This window comes from Bradyrhizobium sp. 87 (genome assembly GCF_023073015.1).
Classification (GTDB): Bacteria; Pseudomonadota; Alphaproteobacteria; order Rhizobiales; family Xanthobacteraceae; genus Bradyrhizobium; species Bradyrhizobium canariense_D.
The window spans coordinates 1-16805 of sequence record NZ_JADPIQ010000125.1 but is presented as its reverse complement, the minus strand read 5'-3'; the positions used below and the strand labels follow the sequence as shown (position 1 = coordinate 16805).

13 protein-coding genes and 1 tRNA gene are annotated in these 16805 nt (G+C 58.5%); 10 read left to right on the top strand and 4 right to left on the bottom strand.

Annotated features, from left to right (window positions below; translation table 11 throughout):
• Positions 1-3 precede the first annotated feature (3 nt).
• The 4 genes from IVB50_RS30500 (at position 4) to IVB50_RS30485 (ending at position 3154) form a co-directional block, all read left to right on the top strand.
• Complete coding sequence (locus tag IVB50_RS30500; protein WP_247299024.1) at positions 4-1311, top strand: FAD-binding protein; 1308 nt, start codon at positions 4-6, stop codon at positions 1309-1311.
• A gap of 41 nt (positions 1312-1352) precedes the next feature.
• Positions 1353-1649 (top strand): ferredoxin family protein, encoded by a 297-nt coding sequence (locus tag IVB50_RS30495; protein ID WP_083926516.1) that lies wholly within the window; start codon positions 1353-1355, stop codon positions 1647-1649.
• A 387-nt stretch (positions 1650-2036) separates the two neighbouring features.
• On the top strand, positions 2037-2336 hold the full coding sequence (locus IVB50_RS30490) for a hypothetical protein (RefSeq protein ID WP_247299021.1): 300 nt from the start codon (positions 2037-2039) through the stop codon (positions 2334-2336).
• Between the two features lie 143 nt (positions 2337-2479).
• The gene (locus tag IVB50_RS30485) at positions 2480-3154 is read left to right on the top strand and encodes a hypothetical protein (RefSeq protein ID WP_247299019.1); all 675 of its coding nucleotides are present in this window, start codon (positions 2480-2482) and stop codon (positions 3152-3154) included.
• Positions 3155-3255: 101 nt separating this feature from the next.
• Here the strand turns inward: IVB50_RS30485 and IVB50_RS30480 are convergent, their stop codons facing one another.
• On the bottom strand, positions 3256-4089 hold the full coding sequence (locus IVB50_RS30480; RefSeq protein ID WP_247299143.1) for an RMD1 family protein: 834 nt from the start codon (positions 4087-4089) through the stop codon (positions 3256-3258).
• 720 nt (positions 4090-4809) lie between these two features.
• Between IVB50_RS30480 and IVB50_RS30475 the strand changes: the two genes are divergently transcribed.
• Both IVB50_RS30475 and IVB50_RS30470 read left to right on the top strand, forming a co-directional pair.
• On the top strand, positions 4810-5556 hold the full coding sequence (locus IVB50_RS30475; protein ID WP_247299017.1) for an energy-coupling factor ABC transporter permease: 747 nt from the start codon (positions 4810-4812) through the stop codon (positions 5554-5556).
• Positions 5557-6003: 447 nt separating this feature from the next.
• On the top strand, positions 6004-6525 hold the full coding sequence (locus IVB50_RS30470; protein WP_247299015.1) for a thermonuclease family protein: 522 nt from the start codon (positions 6004-6006) through the stop codon (positions 6523-6525).
• Between the two features lie 1900 nt (positions 6526-8425).
• On the opposite strand, the gene sugE is transcribed toward IVB50_RS30470, so the two are convergent.
• Entirely contained in the window at positions 8426-8740 is a 315-nt protein-coding gene (sugE, locus tag IVB50_RS30465; RefSeq protein ID WP_018458212.1) for a quaternary ammonium compound efflux SMR transporter SugE, read from the bottom strand.
• A gap of 115 nt (positions 8741-8855) precedes the next feature.
• Positions 8856-9563 (bottom strand): SPASM domain-containing protein, encoded by a 708-nt coding sequence (locus IVB50_RS30460; RefSeq protein WP_247299012.1) that lies wholly within the window; start codon positions 9561-9563, stop codon positions 8856-8858.
• A 1730-nt stretch (positions 9564-11293) separates the two neighbouring features.
• Between IVB50_RS30460 and IVB50_RS30455 the strand changes: the two genes are divergently transcribed.
• From IVB50_RS30455 to IVB50_RS30440, 4 genes are all read left to right on the top strand, one after another.
• Positions 11294-11361 (top strand) — tRNA-OTHER (locus IVB50_RS30455).
• A gap of 84 nt (positions 11362-11445) precedes the next feature.
• Complete coding sequence (locus IVB50_RS30450; RefSeq protein ID WP_247299009.1) at positions 11446-13071, top strand: tyrosine-type recombinase/integrase; 1626 nt, start codon at positions 11446-11448, stop codon at positions 13069-13071.
• Between the two features lie 3 nt (positions 13072-13074).
• Positions 13075-14496 (top strand): hypothetical protein, encoded by a 1422-nt coding sequence (locus IVB50_RS30445; RefSeq protein ID WP_247299007.1) that lies wholly within the window; start codon positions 13075-13077, stop codon positions 14494-14496.
• 1075 nt (positions 14497-15571) lie between these two features.
• Entirely contained in the window at positions 15572-15928 is a 357-nt protein-coding gene (locus tag IVB50_RS30440; protein WP_247299005.1) for a hypothetical protein, read from the top strand.
• Between the two features lie 142 nt (positions 15929-16070).
• On the opposite strand, the gene IVB50_RS30435 is transcribed toward IVB50_RS30440, so the two are convergent.
• Complete coding sequence (locus IVB50_RS30435; RefSeq protein WP_247299003.1) at positions 16071-16301, bottom strand: hypothetical protein; 231 nt, start codon at positions 16299-16301, stop codon at positions 16071-16073.
• Positions 16302-16805 lie beyond the last annotated feature (504 nt).

The following is a 16805-nucleotide window of genomic DNA, read 5'->3' as shown; positions in this document are numbered from 1 at the left end:
GTTATGATCGAGGAAAGATTCGACGCGATCGTCGTCGGTGCTGGGATGGGCGGGAATGCGGCAGCGCTTACCATGGCCGAGCGGGGCCTAAAAGTGCTGCAACTGGAGCGCGGCGAGTATTCGGGGTCGAAGAACGTGCAAGGCGCCATCCTCTATGCCGACATGCTGGAGAAGCTGATCCCGAATTTCCGAGAAGATGCACCGCTTGAGCGGCATCTCGTCGAGCAACGCTTCTGGATCGTGGACGAGCGTTCGCACACGGGGATTCACTATCGCTCCGATGATTTCAACGAGGAGAAGCCGAATCGCTACACCATCATCCGCGCGCAGTTCGACAAATGGTTCTCGCAGAAGGTCCGCGAGGCCGGCGCCACGGTGCTGTGCGAGACCACGGTGACCGAGCTCCTCCAGGATTCCCATGGGAGGGTCGTCGGGGTGCGCACAGACCGAGATGGGGGTGAAATCCATGCAGATGTCGTCGTGCTGGCCGAGGGGGTAAACGGAGTGCTCGGGACGGGTGCGGGCTTAAGAGGGCGGCCGAAACCGGACAAGGTCGCACTCGCGGTCAAGGAGATGCATTTCCTGTCGCGCGAGACAATCGATGCTCGCTTCAATCTCAAAGGCGACGAGGGGCTCGTCATCGAAGCCGCCGGAACCATCTCCCGCGGCATGACCGGTATGGGCTTCATCTATTCCAACAAGGAATGCATATCGCTCGGTATCGGCTGTCTTGTTGCCGATTTCCAGCGTACTGGCGAGACGCCTTACGGCCTCATCGAGGGCTTCAAGCGTCACCCGTCCGTCGCGCCGTTGATCGAGGGTTCGGAAGTAAAGGAATATTCCGCGCATTTGATCCCCGAAGGTGGATACAGAGCGATCCCGCAGCTTTGTGGTGAGGGCTGGGTCGTTGTCGGAGACGCCGCCCAGCTCAACAACGCCATCCATCGCGAGGGGTCCAATCTGGCGATGACGTCGGGCCGTATCGCCGCGGAAGCGATCTGTCTTATCAAATCGCGAAATGATCCGATGACGGCCAAAAATCTTTCGCTTTACAAAAAACTCCTGAATGAATCCTTCGTGATCAAGGATCTGAAGAAGTACAAGGATATGCCGGCACTGATGCACACCCACTCGCAGAACTTCTTTCTCACATATCCGCAGCTCTTCTCCAAGGCGATGCAGGATTACGTGCGCGTCGACGGCACACCAAAGCTTGAGAAAGAGAAGCTGATGCTGAGCTCGTTCATCAAGGCGCGGTCGTGGAGTGGATTGTTCAGCGATGCCCTGCGCATTGCCCGGGCCTGGCGGTGATCATAAACCAAAGACAACGACGAACGACGGAGCCAGAAACAATGCCGAGCGAGCCATCCCGACGTGTCGAAGACAAACTATTCTACAACCGCTATCTCGTTGATTCCGGCCGCGCCCATATCAAGGTGCGGCCGCACACCACACCTTCGTCGCGGCTCTTATCGATGCTGAAGGCCTGCCCTGCACGGTGCTACGAGCTCAGCGATAAAGGTCATGTTGAGGTGACAGTCGACGGGTGTGTCGAGTGCGGCACCTGCCGGGTGATCTGCGAAGAAAGTGGTGATATCGAGTGGAGCTACCCACGTGGCGGTTACGGTGTGCTATTCAAATTTGGTTAAAGCTTCGGGGTAGGGCTGATTGGCAGGCTGCGGCGTTGTGGCGGTACAACGAGATCACGCGCGAGTTTGAGATTTCGCCTGATTCAATCGAGTCCCGATCTTTCCATCTACCGGGCAGGCCCTTCCCAGGTTCCGCTACAATATGCCCGGAGATACCCAAAGCGAGCCGGATCCGAAACAGGGCGCAACGCATTGGCGGGAATAGGTCGTCCATCTCGGATCCGACCGATCCTGGTTCTCTTCCCCAAAATCTGCCCGGTTTCGTCCTTCTTGGAGTTCGCGGCGATCCGCCTGCCGCCACTGCCTCGCAACGCTGCCTATCACCTCCGACATCCAGGCTCGCATAGCCGAACTGAGAAGCTTGCCGCGCGAGAAGCTCGCTGTGCGGTGTTCATGCTCCCGATGAATGCAAGACGGCAGGGCGAGTTGATACGACATGCGATCGAGAGGCGTGCCGAGGTCAACTTGGACTTTGATCCGCCGCCGAACGCTGATTTCGCGACCTATCTCGCAAATGATGTGGTCTCGACCTTACGCCACCACGTTGCTGACCTTCCGGCCTTGCTGGACCTGTTGGTTGAGCGAGCGCCTGACGTCTGCTTCACCGTCGATCGGAAGGAGGCCGTTTCGCTGCTAGCCGCAATCATTCGCGAACAGCGGCTCGAAGGAGTCCTTGAAGGCCTCTAGGCTCGCCGGGCTCCTGAACCAGCCAGCGAAGGATCGCCATGCCGGGGTCGGTTCGGAAGCGGATTTCAGAGGAGCTGCCGAGCGTGCGTGAGTGTCCAGGGCGCTTTGAGGGACAGTCCTGCAAGATGGAATGTCCAGAGCGGATGGGGACGTCAGAAAATCTCGGCGCCTGCTTGCGAGGTCAAAAGCGCCTCGAAATTCGCGGCGTAGCTCCTTTGTCATCCGTTTCCCGTTTATCGCTGGCGCGGAGCCGCTATGCACGTCCGGTCGCAGTCCCCGGCTGCGTCAAGATCGGCGACCTTCGCGTTAGCGAGGACGAGATCCGCATTCTGAGCTTTCATGTTCAGTTGCAGCGCGCGTTTGCCCGCTGGCGGATCATGGAACCGTTCGCTAACAGCCATGCAAGGGAAATCACGGCAGGACACGTCGACCGAGCCGCGGCGATGTGCCAAAGCGGCGAAAGGCGGTCGCTCAACTCGTTGAGGCGTCCTGGTGAAATCGACAGCCCTTGTTTCGGTAGTCGCTGGCTGTGCCCTGGGGGCCGCGGCCCTGGCAAGTATTCCGCGAGCAAGTCGAGAATAGCAGAAAAGCTGAGTGGCGGCCCGCTGCAAATTGGGCGAAAGGGCCTTCTTGGGTGGCGCTGCATCGTCGACATGAACGCTCCGCCGAGCGTCTGCCATAAACCCCCTATCCTTGCTCGAGGCCGGGAAATACGCCGAACTCGCGTCGGCTATTCGCTGTCTTCGCGAGCCGCACCGGCTTTCGCCGAACGTCGTGTCCACGAGCACGCCGAAGACTCAGCCGAAATCCGCAGCTGAGTACGGCCGAACGGCGCGTCCCACATCAATGCCGGCCAGGTCGGTCAGCAGGCCTGCTCAAACCCCACGAAAGCGCCTCACGCGCTGCGGCCAGCCGCACGTCAGTGACCTGCTGCAATAATCTGAAAGCATCCGATCGCAACTTCCATCACGATCAGCACGACTATAACCCACTCAAGACGCAGCGAGCGCCGTGTGTCGATAATGTCCGTCAGTGCGTTAGCCGTTCCGGAGATGGCCGACAGCTTGCGCTCAAGCATCTCAAGACGCTCCTTCAGTTCGTATTCGTCTTTCAGACGCGCATAGAGCCGCTCGAGTTCCGGCTTCTCCCAGAGTGCGTCGGGCTTTTCGGCAATCGCGATGCGGCCCGCGACGCGCTGCTCGACCAGGAGCGCATTGCCGATCAGTTGGAGAATGCCCTTGCGGCCCCGCGGCGTCCGGCCGCGCTCGGCCAGTTCGCGTGCAAAGGGTTCGATCACGTCGAACACCGCGGCGACACGGCGCTCATCTCGCTCCAGCGCCGTGCTCTTGGCTAGCGTATCGGCGATCAGCAGCAGCCGATCGTCACTAAAATTTCTAAGACAAATCCGCCCGCCCGGCAGGATGACCTCAGCGCTCTGCTCGTTGCAGAGCTGCGCCTGCGCGCTGTCCTCCTCACAGGAGGTGAGTTCACCGATGACGCGCGGTATCAGGGTTTCGATCAGAGCGGTTTCTTCGGAGGGCGACAGCCCGATGAGCACTACAACGCCATAGCGGAAGACCACGACAAGGCCCGCATGAATGCGGAAAGCGACCGGCGTCGAGGACACCAGCGTTCCGATTTCCAGAGCCGACGGGTTGATACGATCCCCGAGCATGACTGCCCGAATGCGCAGCACCGAGGCGGCCGCCGTCTGTCCGGAGACCACAGGCTTACCGGGCGTAAGTTGATCCATGTTCACTTTAGCATCCGGTTTGGCGCCACTGCGACGCGATAGCGTTCCCCCAGAAACACGTCCAGAACTTCGTCGCAGATGGTGCAGCGGAATTTGCCGGGCGCGTTGCTGAGAGATGACGCTGAGATCCAGCAAATGCCGGCTCCAGAGTTTGGATGGGTGGTCTCTACTTCATGTTCGTGCATGCTTGCCCGCAAGCTCAATCGAACGCCCAGCAAAGCTCTTCGAGGAATTCGACGATCCCCGGCCGCCAAACATTTGGCTGCGCCGCAGGCGCCTTCCTCGAACAACGTCGAGCAAGATTGATGCCGAACCGGTGTCTTCGCGCCAGCGGCGTCAGGATTTCCGCTTCAATGGGCGAGCGAAAATGATCGATTGGAACGGCGCAGGTTGATCAAAAAGCTGGTCGCGATGTGTGTTCAATTTCCTCCAGAGCATGTCGGCTACAGAACACGGCGAATATTGGGCGCCGCACAAGCGTTCAAAGCGCAATCAGAGCCTTAACCGCGGCAGCGGCGCTGGCATAGCTGTTGCTATGAAATGTCGCAAAGACCGAGCGAAGGCTGAGTGCAGACCTGGTCCGATCGGGCGAAAACAGCACGTTGCCCGTGGACCGAGGATGGGGAAGGTGAAGTGCCGTTTCCAACCGTCAGCCACACGAACGTCGCGGCAAATTCTTGAGCCAAGGCCCGAGTACAACGGCAGAAAGGACTAGAGACCGTGCATATCGAACCGGGAATAGTAACAGGCGCCAAGTTCGTATTGAGCTGCGCGACAGGCATTGCGATGGGCTGCGTCGTGGCCAAGCTTGTTGTCGAGGCCATACACGAGCGGCGCGCTCTGTCATTTGCTGTGCAAGCCATCGCGGCGACGGGCCTTGTGTTCACGTTATTCGAATTCCTGCCGCACTTTGCGGTTTGGGCCTCGGAAGTGCACCTCGTCCTGGGCTCCACGCTGTTCCTCTTGTTTGGCGCGGCGCCGGCGGCCTTAGGTCTTGCGCTCGGCCTCTTGCTGCAAAGCGTCCTCTTTGTTCCGACCGACCTGCCGCAATATCGGATGAATGTCACGACGCCTCTAATACCGCTGTTTGCGATCAAGGCGCTCGCCAAGCGCCTCATTCCATCCAAGGCTGCCTATCGCGATCTGCAGTACAGCAAGGCGCTTTCGCTCTCGACTGCGTATCAATCCGGTATCGCTGTCTGGATCGCGTCTTTGGCGCTCTATCGCGCGGGCTTCGGCGCCGCCAACCTCGGCAAAGTCGCATCGCTCGCGGTTTACTATGCAGTTGTGGCCTTGGTCGAGCCGCTGGCTGATCTGGCTGCGCTGGCGCTCGGGAAACAAATTGGGCGGCGTGAGTGTGAGGGGATCTGTCGCCTACCGCTCGCAGAAGGCATGTTGCGGTCGAAAGCAACGATGGCCGCCATCTCGGCCGCTTTGCTCAAGCGATACGTACGCTTTCCCCGATAGCAGCCGGCTGCAGCGATCCCGGGCGACGCGCACTCGCTGTTATCCGCGAGGGGGCCGACTTTAGGCTCATTCCGCACAAGGCGACCAGGAAATCATTTCTCGCCGAATTGCGGCCGGCCGTCTGCGCCGGCCCGGTCGCTGGTGATCGGACGCGCACTACCGATTTCGACCTGCCGGTGCGTGATGTGGCGAAGGCGAACTGCCGCCATGACGTGGAGGAATGGCGGGAAGCGCTCAGGGCAGCAGCCTGGTCGCAGAGCATCTGGGACGAGGTTGGACACGAGGGCGTCTTGCGCTGCTGATACACTGGGAGTCATCCGTCGAACGAGCTTATCCATGCAACATTGGCAGCCTCCTCAGCACAGCCGCGATGGACCGCCGTTCGGCGGCTTCCCATGCTCTGCTGCACTCGGCCGGAATGTTCGCAGTTCGACAAAGAAGATCGCCATGTATGGATTGATCGTGGTGTTGACCACGCTCGCACTGTGCAGCATCGTGTGTGCCGGCGAATTGACCGGGCCGGCAAAGGTCATCAGCACCGACACCCTTGAAATTCACGGGACACGCGTTAGGCTCTTAGGCATCGACGCGCCGGACAAGTCCCAAATGTGCCGAGATATCAACCTCAATCCTTATCGATGTGGCCTCATGGCCGCGAGCGATCTTGAAGCCTTCATTGCAGAGCGCGAAGTCAGTTGTCTGTCAGTCCTGGAGGATGAGTGTGGACGGACATTGGCGATCTGTTCAGCTGATGGCATCGATCTCGGAGAATGGTTGGTGCGCAACGGTCTCGTGCTCGATTGGGAGCGATACTCCAGGGGCCGATACCGCGCTGCGCAACGCGCGGCCGATCGTGCCGGACTGGGCTTGTGGGCGGGCAGCTTTGCCGTACCTTGGCTATATCGAGCGTGCATTCGGTTAGGTGGTGGACCAGCCAGCTGTTCTGACGACGCGAATGCTCACCCTTGACCGGTATTCCTCACACCAGAATATATGCCAGAGTCGTTCCGCACAAAGTGACCGTCACGGGCGAGCTGGCGTCGGGCCGCGAGTGAGCAAGCTTACCACTGCCGCGCCACCATGCTCAAAAGGGGTAAGATGGTCTCAAGCTCTCGTAAGCGCGAAAGTCGCAAGACAGAAAATCGCGAGCTCCACAGGAACGCCATGGTTCTCGCCCTAACTCTTCGGAATCATGGACTCGCGGTCATGCCAAGGCGGCGCCTTTTGAGTTCGAGAGAGAGCCGCATTTACTCGGAAGAATGGGGGGCTCTCCCAAAACAAAGGCGTGGCACGGAACAACAATCAGTTCCGCCGGGTACGGGTTGAGCGAAAGAAAGAAGGCCAGTGGCGTTCAAGGCACCATTGGGCGAGGTAGGCAACGCGATTGAGGCTTGGATGCAGCCTACCTCCACTCCATTCGACCCAAACTTTCAGGTTTGACAAGCCCAGGGCTCGCAGCCTGATTCCCAGGGCTCGCAGCCTGATTCCCAGAGGTCGCCAGATGCCGTCCCACCAAAACTCGTACACTCGCACTCAAATCTGATGCAGCAAGCCGGTGTGAGCGCTTGCTCAACGCCCGGCTCCGCGGGGCTTATCGAAAGGACGATAATCGAATTGGGCCCTTTGCCGCGCGGGAACGCCGCATAGGTCCCTTCCCGGACTTTCGCTGCTGTTGGCGGTATCGGCGGCGATTGCCTTTTCAAGCCACGGCTGCTCCGATTCACGCCAGAATTTGGCCGGGCGCGTAACAAGCTGAACACCACACGTGCGGTTTCGGCGACAAAGACGTGTGGACCTGCCTTGCAGGCGCCGATCACAAGAATGCCTCAGAAGACAATGCAGCTGCTCGTTCGGTTGGAAACAGCACGGCTCGCTGACGACTGGCCGGAGATCCGCTGAATGAGCAAAACCGCATGCGAGGAGCGCAACTGCTGCGGCAGCCCCAACAAGAACGTCAGATCGCATATCACCTACCGAACACGAAGTGCGCGCCTTCCAGAACGAAACGTGAGCCACTGAACTCGCAGCGTCGCTCCCATAACCTAGTGGTGTGCAGACTCTGTGCCGACGGGCACGATGCAAGCGCCTGGCCTTTTTCGATCGCGATGTCGCCAACCCGACAATAGCAGTCATTGCTCAAACAAGCCCCGGGTTTGAGGTCGAACACGAATCGAATGCCGGGCGCCGGCACCGCCGGCTCGCTGATTTCAGTGAACGCTCCTGCGAAAGAGATTAGGTGATCGACCTTCTTTGCAACCACACAATGAAGTCGCACCTTAATTCGAGGCGCAGTGCTGAGCTCAGTCAAAGACCGCAAGCTCACCTCTGCGGTCTAGGAATTGAACTGGGTCGGCAGTTCCTGATGATGCCGACGCGGCATGGCCGGAAGCGGTCCGAAACAAACGAACACGATCTGCCGATCTGCATCTTCTCCCCTGCTGCTCCGGAGATCAGGCATCGTATAACTCCGGCAAGCGACCTTTCTTGACCGTCTCCCCGAGATCAGCCCCATAGCTGGGTTTCATTGCTGTTCTATTCGCACGGCGATCTCGGAAGCGAAATTGTTCGTGCCGTTCTAGGTGGTGCTATTGTGCCAGACCGATGCAGGTGGGACCCTGATGGGCAGCTGGCGTATCGTCCGCACTAGGGCTTTCGCGTGACGACCAAGTCGCGGCCAGATGGTCTCGGCCCAGAGGCCTTGCATCCGCTCGTTGTTCTTGGCGACTTCCGTGCCACTGTCGGCGCCGCGCCGCTCGGCGGTGCGCTGGAACGTGGCCAGCTCGATCGTCCATGCCAGGAGAATTAGCGTGCCGGCCTCGGCGATCGTTGCGGCGCTGACCTGGTGGGGTCAATGCTTTCGGTGTTTTCGTTAGGACACGAGCTTCAGCCCGACAATGCCGGCGACGATCAACCCGATGCTGGCAAGGCGAAACGCGGCGGCCGGTTCTCCGAACAGGATGATCCCGAGCGCTGCGGTGCCAACCGCACCGATGCCGGTCCAGACCGCATAAGCAGTTCCAATGGGCAGCGTCTTTAGAGCAAGGCCGAGCAGGATCACGCTGCCGGCCATGGCCGCGAGCGTGAGCACGGACGGAACGGGCTTGGTAAAGCCCTCCGTGTATTTGAGGCCGATTGCCCAGGCGACCTCCAGCAGGCCGGCGGCCAACAAAATGCTCCAGGCCATGGCGGCCCTCCGTTCATGGCAGGGTCGTCCCCGCGGCTGATGTGGTGATGAGCGCAGCGCCATCCTTGCCAGGGCTCGCGATTCGCTTCGAGCAGAGGTCAACTTCTCTCAAAGATCAGCATTCCGACGTTATTGGTTCGGCGAATTCACACGATCGACAAAGCAGAAAGCCATCCGTTCCGTTCATGCGATCGGCAATGTTGCAAAATGCTGCCCCCTCAAAGAGATCCTTGTACCTGTCGCGGAGGAGGTTGCCCAAAACGTGTCGTCGCTCAAAATCCATGCAGCAGAAAGTAACGTCGCCGTTTGGGAGAAGAACATTACGATATTGCCGTTCGTCAGGACATGTCAGTGCTCCAACGATTGGCTGCCGCGCTCCAACCATCTTCTCGCCGTTGCCAGCCCTGCTGCGCGGCGGACGCGAACGAACCAGCGCTTCGTCAGGAATTATGCCGACAAGGTCGGGATGCACCTCGCCCATGACTATGAAGAGCAACGATGAAAAGTCGGCATCGACAAGTTGGCGCATCAAATCGACATAGTTGCGCTTGACGAGACCATTATCCATGTGCGTGCCGTCATCCAAAACATGCACTAGGAAAACGCGGAACTGCAGCGCACGCAAACGTCTTAGATCCCGCCCGTTCATTCCTACCAGGGTTGTGAAAATTCGGATTCCATGGCCACACGCATAGGCATGCTCAACCATTTCGGTGCAAGCTGGATTGAGCCAAGGCTCCGAATATCCGGAAAAGCTAATGTCGACGGCTGCTGGTACGCGCGCCAGACATCGCTTGAAATCTTGGAGAGAAAGATGCTTCACGTCGGATATCGCTCTTTGCCGTTCGGCAAACTTGTCTTGCGGACAATAAGAACATCCGACGACACAGCCAGTTGTCGTAGTTATCTCCAAGACCCTGCCGCCACTGATTGCAGAGCGCAGCTCCTGTGGAGTCATCGATTCTATATTGTCCACTTCCGCGCTCCGCGTTTGGAACAAAGAGATATTGAGGGGACCGTCGATTTGCATCTCATGCCGGTTCGCTCATGCTTCAGTTCTCGATTTGTCGTCCACCAGCGCGACTCGGCATGGTCGCAAGCGCGATCGCGGCAGATGAAGAATGCGCCACGGCTCTCTCCCATAACACCCCAGTCCAGCAGGATTGGACGGCTGCCGAATGCACATCCGTCGATGGGGCTCGTCTAACGTCTCGCTTATTTCAAGAAGCATCTCTCATGCCATTGGCGGTACTGTCCTTAACTCGACACGTCCGCGATGAATGTCCTCCCAAATGCGCGACCGAGGTGAAACTCTACGCAATCGATAGAGTACAATATGACGCTACGTACGATTCAAGCTCTCTCGAAAATGAGCTGAATGACAGCTTTCTTATGAATCTTGACGGTGTAGCCTGCCCCGAGCACCACGTCATCATGATGGTTGGCATCGACCCGCGAAGTTCCGATTGCGAATGCCCTTGGCTCCGGTCGAGATTGCAAAGGTTCACCTTCGTGCAGCAAATCGCGAACTTCAGCGGTTAAAAACGTTACTCAACATAGGAGTGAGCTGGCGCGATTTGCGCGGCTCCGCTAAGTGGTCGACCGCGTCTTCTTACTGTCAAGGAAAAAAATGGTCCCTCACGCCTGTGAATGCCGGTTCAGATTACGCACTCGAAATCGATGGGCGACACAACACTGAATTTGCGACGAGAGACGGGGCCAAAACAGGCGCACGCGAGCTGAAGAAGCGGTTTCTCATGCTGCGAGTGAGAATCTATGACGCGCAAGCCAACACTCGAGAGGACGTCGCGTGAGGCTGGTCGATCGATCGCAGCGACGGCAGGTGCTGACTTCTTGCTGACAAACATCGCCTTGAAATCTATATCAAGACGAGCACGGCAAAACAGGGCGGTGGCGGCACGGTACAAAGTCGCACACAGAAAGCACCACAACGGATTGGGCCTATCTGCCGACGAGCGCCGATATGACCGGGAAGTCCTCTCTTCAGCAAGCTCACAGATGTGAGCTCCGCACGTCGCGAGCCACCCGTCGAGTCTTGCGATCGAGAGTTTACACGAGCCGGGAACAACTCTTCGATTCATCATCGGCACCTGCCTGGTATATGTTTGCCCTCAGGCCGCGGTAATATCGTGATCGCGATGACAATCTCCTCATACAGCCTGACCACAACCTATGCACAAGTTCCGAGTCCGTCGGGTTTTTCTTTCCAGGCTGTTGCACGGCGATCTCCGCGGCATTGTTCAGCGATAGCGGCCCGAACGTAAATCGCACGGGAGGAGGGGCTCTCTACAACAAATGCTGCTCGGATGATCCGCTCGACAGCAGCTATCGCCTCGACGCGATCACTGTGGCGGCGCTCTTTGGCTTGCGCTATATAGGTTTCTGATTCCTAGTGGAGCGAGTAACTCGAACCTCACCAGACCATTATGAGCGGCAGACTATCGATCGGATTGGTTGATTTTGCTGCAGTTTCGTTCGAGCTCGATCGCTTTCTTTGCGGTGCGTTCACGCCGTTTCTGGTGCGATATTGGTGCGGTTGAATTTCGACCTTTAGTCTGTGGAACAGGAGGTCGGTGGTTCGAGCCCACCCAACTGTACCACCGTTGCGGATAACTCCGCTTTCCCAGCAACTTACTGATAGACCTGATGTATTTGCGCCGCCTAAAATACAAAAGGCGCTACAAATGGCATTGCGGATGGTTGAGTTAGTTCGAGCGAAGGGTGGCGGTTTCATTGCTCGAAAAGGCATCCCGGCCGATGTGCGCGACGACTACGAGCGCTTGTACGGCGTCCGGTGGGAATCTCAGCTTCGCATACCGAGCGGGACGCCAGTCCCCTTTGCAAAGTCGCAGCAAGGCGAGTGGTTGGCTGAGATTGAAACGCGCATCGCCGCGCTTCGAGCCCAACGGAACGGCGAAGGTCAGCCGCTCACTCGACTTAATGCCATCGCTCTTGCTGGTCGCTGGTACGTCTGGTTCGTGAAACAGCACGAGGCCAACCCCGGGCCTGCGAAATACTGGCGGGAGTTCGGCGATCACCTCGTTTGGAACGTGATCTATCCCGAGGCGCCCGAGAGCTATCATGAGAACCCCAAGGCCGATCCAAATTGGGACTGGGCCAAGGAGCCGGACGCGCGTGAAGCGGTAAGGCCGCAAGTCGCTGAGTTGGCACGCGTGGCAACCTTCCTCGCCGGCGAAGGTAAAGCTTTGAACCCCGCTGCATACGCGCTTTTTGTCGATGCAGTGAGCGACAATCTCTTGCTTGTTATCCGGCTGCTGGAGAGGCGCGCGAACGGTGACTATTCACGCGATGACAACCCGGACGCCTTCCCACCGTTTACAGACGGATACGTACGGGCGTCGGGTGTAAGCTGCTGGGACTTGTTTGAGGCCTTCGTCATTGTGACCAAACCGGCGCCCCAGACGGTGGGCCGCTGGCGAGCTGTATTTCTCGAAATGCAGCGCGAGTTCGCCGAGGTAGGAGCTGATGGAATTACTGACGACGCTGCCCGCAAGTGGGTACATGGATTGATCACTGAAAAGCGAACGGCAATCACCGTTCGGGAGATTTGGCTCTCGGCTTCACGGCGCGTGTTTGGCTGGGCGCGCGAGCACAAACGCATCCGACAGAACCCCTTCAGGGAAGTGAAGGTGGACGTGCCTCGCAAGATGCAGACGAGAGAAGATGGACGCAACTTCACCAGCGCTGAGGCCAGCATGATTTTAAAGGCCAGCCTTTCGTTTGCGAATCCTGCCACACCGACCGAGAGGGCGCGTCGATGGGTGCCGTGGCTCTGCGCCTACTCAGGGGCGAGACCGGGGGAGATTACGCAGTTGCGTGGCATCGATGTTGAAGACCGAAACGGCTTGTACGTAATGAAGCTGACGCCCGAGGCGGGCACCATGAAGAGCCGTAAGACACGCGTTGTGCCCCTTCACGAGCATATTATTGCCCAAGGCTTCATCGAGATGGTACGGCGGGTTGGGAAGGGCGCTCTGTTTTACAATGACACCGCTCCGCAACGGGTAAGCACCGATCCGCTCAGACCAGCGCGTAGTAGAGCGAATACAGCCCGGGCTCACCTTGGTGAGTGGGTTCGCGGGTTGGGTGTTGATGATCCCGAACTCAGCCCAAACCATTCTTGGCGACACACGTTCAAGCGCATTGCGGACGACATTGGAATGCCAGAAAAGATGAACGACGCCATAACGGGGCACACGCAAGCTACCGAGGGCAGGAAGTACGGCGCGCCGAGCGTGGAGGCCATGGCTAAGGCGCTCAAGAACTTTCCGCGCTACGAGCTGGCTTGAAAAGTGACTGATAATTCCGACGACTGGGAGCCGCATGAACGCCTGCCTTGGCAACCGAAGACGCCACGGGAGGAACGCGAAGCGCTCGACAACGCGCCCTTAGCGACCCTGCGTGCAACGCCGGGAACGCGAGAGGCCTTCATGCTCATGGGCGATTTGGCCGAGCGCTATCCGAGGCCCCAAGCGGCGAAAGGCAAGGCGTACGCGCGTCGCAAGACGCTGGTCGACTATGCGAACGCCGTAGGCGCATTCATCGCCGATCTGCTTGCTGCAGTCGAACGTGATCGGAGCGAGGGCTGGCTCATGTGCTCACACAACAAGGGGGACTACAGCGGCCAATACGTCACATGGCGCATGTTCGATGGTGTTCGGACGGTGTGGCTTGAGGCGGACCTGATTGAGCATAAGCCGGGTTATCCGGGCAGGCTGGCGTTCGGCAACCCGGGTCCAACCGCGGGCAAGCTGACGCGCTATCGGGCCACGACGAAGCTCTTGGAGATTGCTGCGGGGCACGGCATCACTCCAGCCAATGTGCTCGAAAACTTCAAGTTCGAGTTCGTGATGCCTTCCGAGCTGATCAGGCTGACCCAGCCTTCCATGCCGACACCGAACACACCGAGAGTCGCAAAGCTGCGGAGTGATGTCGCCGAACTGAACGCGTTCTTCGCTAAGCAGACGCTTACACCTCCGACGATTAAGCACCTCGGGTGGATACGAATGTTTCACGGGTACACCAAGGGTTACCAATGGAATAAGGGCGGTCGCCTCTATTCCCAGCCTCAGGGACAGGCCTACCAGAACCTGCCAGAGACTTCGTCTGATTCCGGTGAACTGACACGGCTGCAGATGCGCATCAATGGCGAGCGTGTTGTCGAAATCGACATTTCATCTTCGAACCTCACCATCTTCTACGCGCTCTGTGATCAACAGCTCGACAGCACTGAAGATGCTTTCGCGGGCATCCTTGGGCCGACCGCACTCGATAGACATGTCGCGAAGTTCTGGATTAACGCCTCCTTCGGCAACAGCAAGCTGCTTGGGAAGTGGAGCAACGACTTGGTTAAAAGCCTGGAAAAGCAGCTCATCAAGAAAGGGCTCTCAGGTTTCGACCAAAAGCGCTATCCGATGAAGACCATCAAAGAGAAGGTTCTTGAACGCCATCCTCTCCTCGCGCGATGGGGCGGCGAGATCAGCGGCCGGCAGCGGGACTATGGCGACCTCATGTTCGTTGAGAGCGAGGTAATTATCGGCACCATGCTGACGTTGATGCGAGATTATGAGGTGCCAAGCTTGCCTGTACACGACAGCCTCATCATCCCGGCATCGAAGTTCAAAGTGGCCAAGGAAGCTCTCATCCATCACTTCCGCAAGCAGACCGGAGCAGTGCCAAGACTGGACCCTGAGGAGGATCCAGAGGACTGGTGACGTCCTGTGTCCCTAAAGTACCCGTCAGAAGACAGGAGGGTGGGAGGAGAGGAGGGGTGTATGTCAGTGGAGGTTTATAATGAGGGTCTATCCAAGGGACACCAGACCATAACGTAGAACAAATGTTGAGGCTGGCGGGCTCTCGGCTCAGAGAGGCCTCCGCACGGCCCCTTGAGCAGTCGAGGTCGTCCGGCCTTGTGCTGGATCGACCTGTAGGGCCCAACGGTGACTAAGGAATCGCTTGTGGAGGCATGCGGCGACTTGGGTGGCGGCGCCCCAAACGGCCACCAGCGGACTCCTCAGAGTCCTGTAGAGCCACGACACCGCAGATTTCGCGGAAACGGCGACACAGGTTCCCGATGTGGCATTAATGTGACTGGGGCGAGCGTAACAAAGCGATGGGGGTATTCAGCCGGCGTGCGTCTCTCTTACCCCGTGGCGGCCCATAGGAAGCCCGAGGGACTTGTTTGACCCAGCCCGAGCAGGTCCACCCGCGTGCGAGCAATCGCACGAGTGACTCTCGTAAAGTCTCTTGCGAGCATCGGGAGGCGGCCTGTGGTCGCAACTCGGTCTCGTTAAGGACCTTCGGTTTTCGCGGGGATTGGGCGGTTGGCGGCAGCGGCTTGCATATGAATAAGCGGCAAACAAGCTGCTAACCTTGATGGACGGTCCGAACCTCTTGGCTCTTTTGACCATGCATGGCTACGACTCTAAAAACCGAACCCGCTGCTGATCCTGGCGGTGGAGTTGAAAGGGGTAACTAAGGCTGTGGAGTCAACAAACTTGATACGGTAGCGGGAATTCCGCTGATCGGAATCCGCAATTTCCTTCGCCACTATCGGAACGGCGCAAGCTTCACCGTTGCCGAGGTGGAGACTGAGCTTGGTGTCCCTAGAACTCAAGCCGAGTTGGTCACACGAGCCATGGTCGACGCGGGATTTGCCGAGCCAAGAGCAGAACAAGATGATCAGCATCGAAGTCAGGCTACTCGGTTACGAAACTCGGCTCCCGGCTATGCGTGGCCCGCTTCGTAAAGAGGATTACGCGGGCAAGGGCGGACGACCTAGTCACACAGATGCTGGAGCGTGTTGCTGAAATCAACGCGCGAGACGAGCTTGTCTTCCGGGTCAAGCGGGTGCGTGCGTTTGGCTCATATGCGAGTGAAGCCCCCGAAGTGGGTGACATCGACTTGGCTGTGGATTGGGAGCAGCGCCACCCCGATAGAGACATCATCGAACAACTGTTGGCCCGTGCGGATGCCTCTGGGAAGAGCCTCAACACCTACATGGCCCGACTGAATTACGGTGAGGTGGAGGTCGATAGGTTGCTCAAGGGGCGCAGTCCCTATATTTCCATACAGGGCGCGAACTGTCCCGAGAAGTTTGGGGTACCAGCTATCGTGCTTTTTCCGCCGCCCGATGAGGCCCCCTGACTCCCGTGCGAGTTACTGCTGCTGTCAGTCGGGCGCGGCGGCGGCTTTATCTCAAGGAACTTGAAGTCAGCCCGCCAACTCGTTCTGTTTGGACCCCAGTGGCGAAAGGGGCCCCGTTAGCTCTTCTCGCGCTCGGGAATGCCTAATCCTGTGTAGCCGTCCGAATGTCGTGGAGCACCGAAAGGGTCATGTCGCTTACGTCACCCTTTCGGCTCTTCACCATTTCCATGTAGACGCCGAGCGCCTCAGGAAACTGTCCCGGGAGGAGCGCGTCGCTCTCTTCGAGGCAGTTGATAAGCACCTGGAACGCCGCGACCATAGCGGCACCGTATGCTGCGATAACTTCACCTTCAGGCGAGAGTCTTCTGGTCATCGTGTCCTCCCCACTATGTGGACTAAGCTAAGTGGTGACGCCCCAATGACCAAGGTGGCGAATGTCCGTTATTGAGGGCTGAACGGAAATGGCTCAGAGGGGACCGAGGGTCAGTTGATGTGAAGGGTTTCGGATGCCGGCCGCATGATTGACGGCGCGGCACATTCGGGCGGCCGGCGTCCGAAAGCCTCCAAGGGAGGAAACCGCGCATGGTGGGCAGGACTGATGCGGCAGGCTCTATGGGGATTTGAGCGCTGCAGGCGAGTTTGGTGATGGAGTTCGAACCGGTGCAGCGCGCGGCACGACGCTGTCGCTATCATGGAATGGGCGGTGGACGTTGTCGAACGCGATCAATGATCGACGGATGGGCGACGACCGATGAGCGTTCGGGTGCGCTGCGCCGTGGCCGGTCGATGAGCGGCGGGCATGACGAACAGCTTTGCGGAATGGCCGATGCGCGGTCATGAGGTGTCGATCCTGATGGCGCTGATTGGCGCGGTCGAT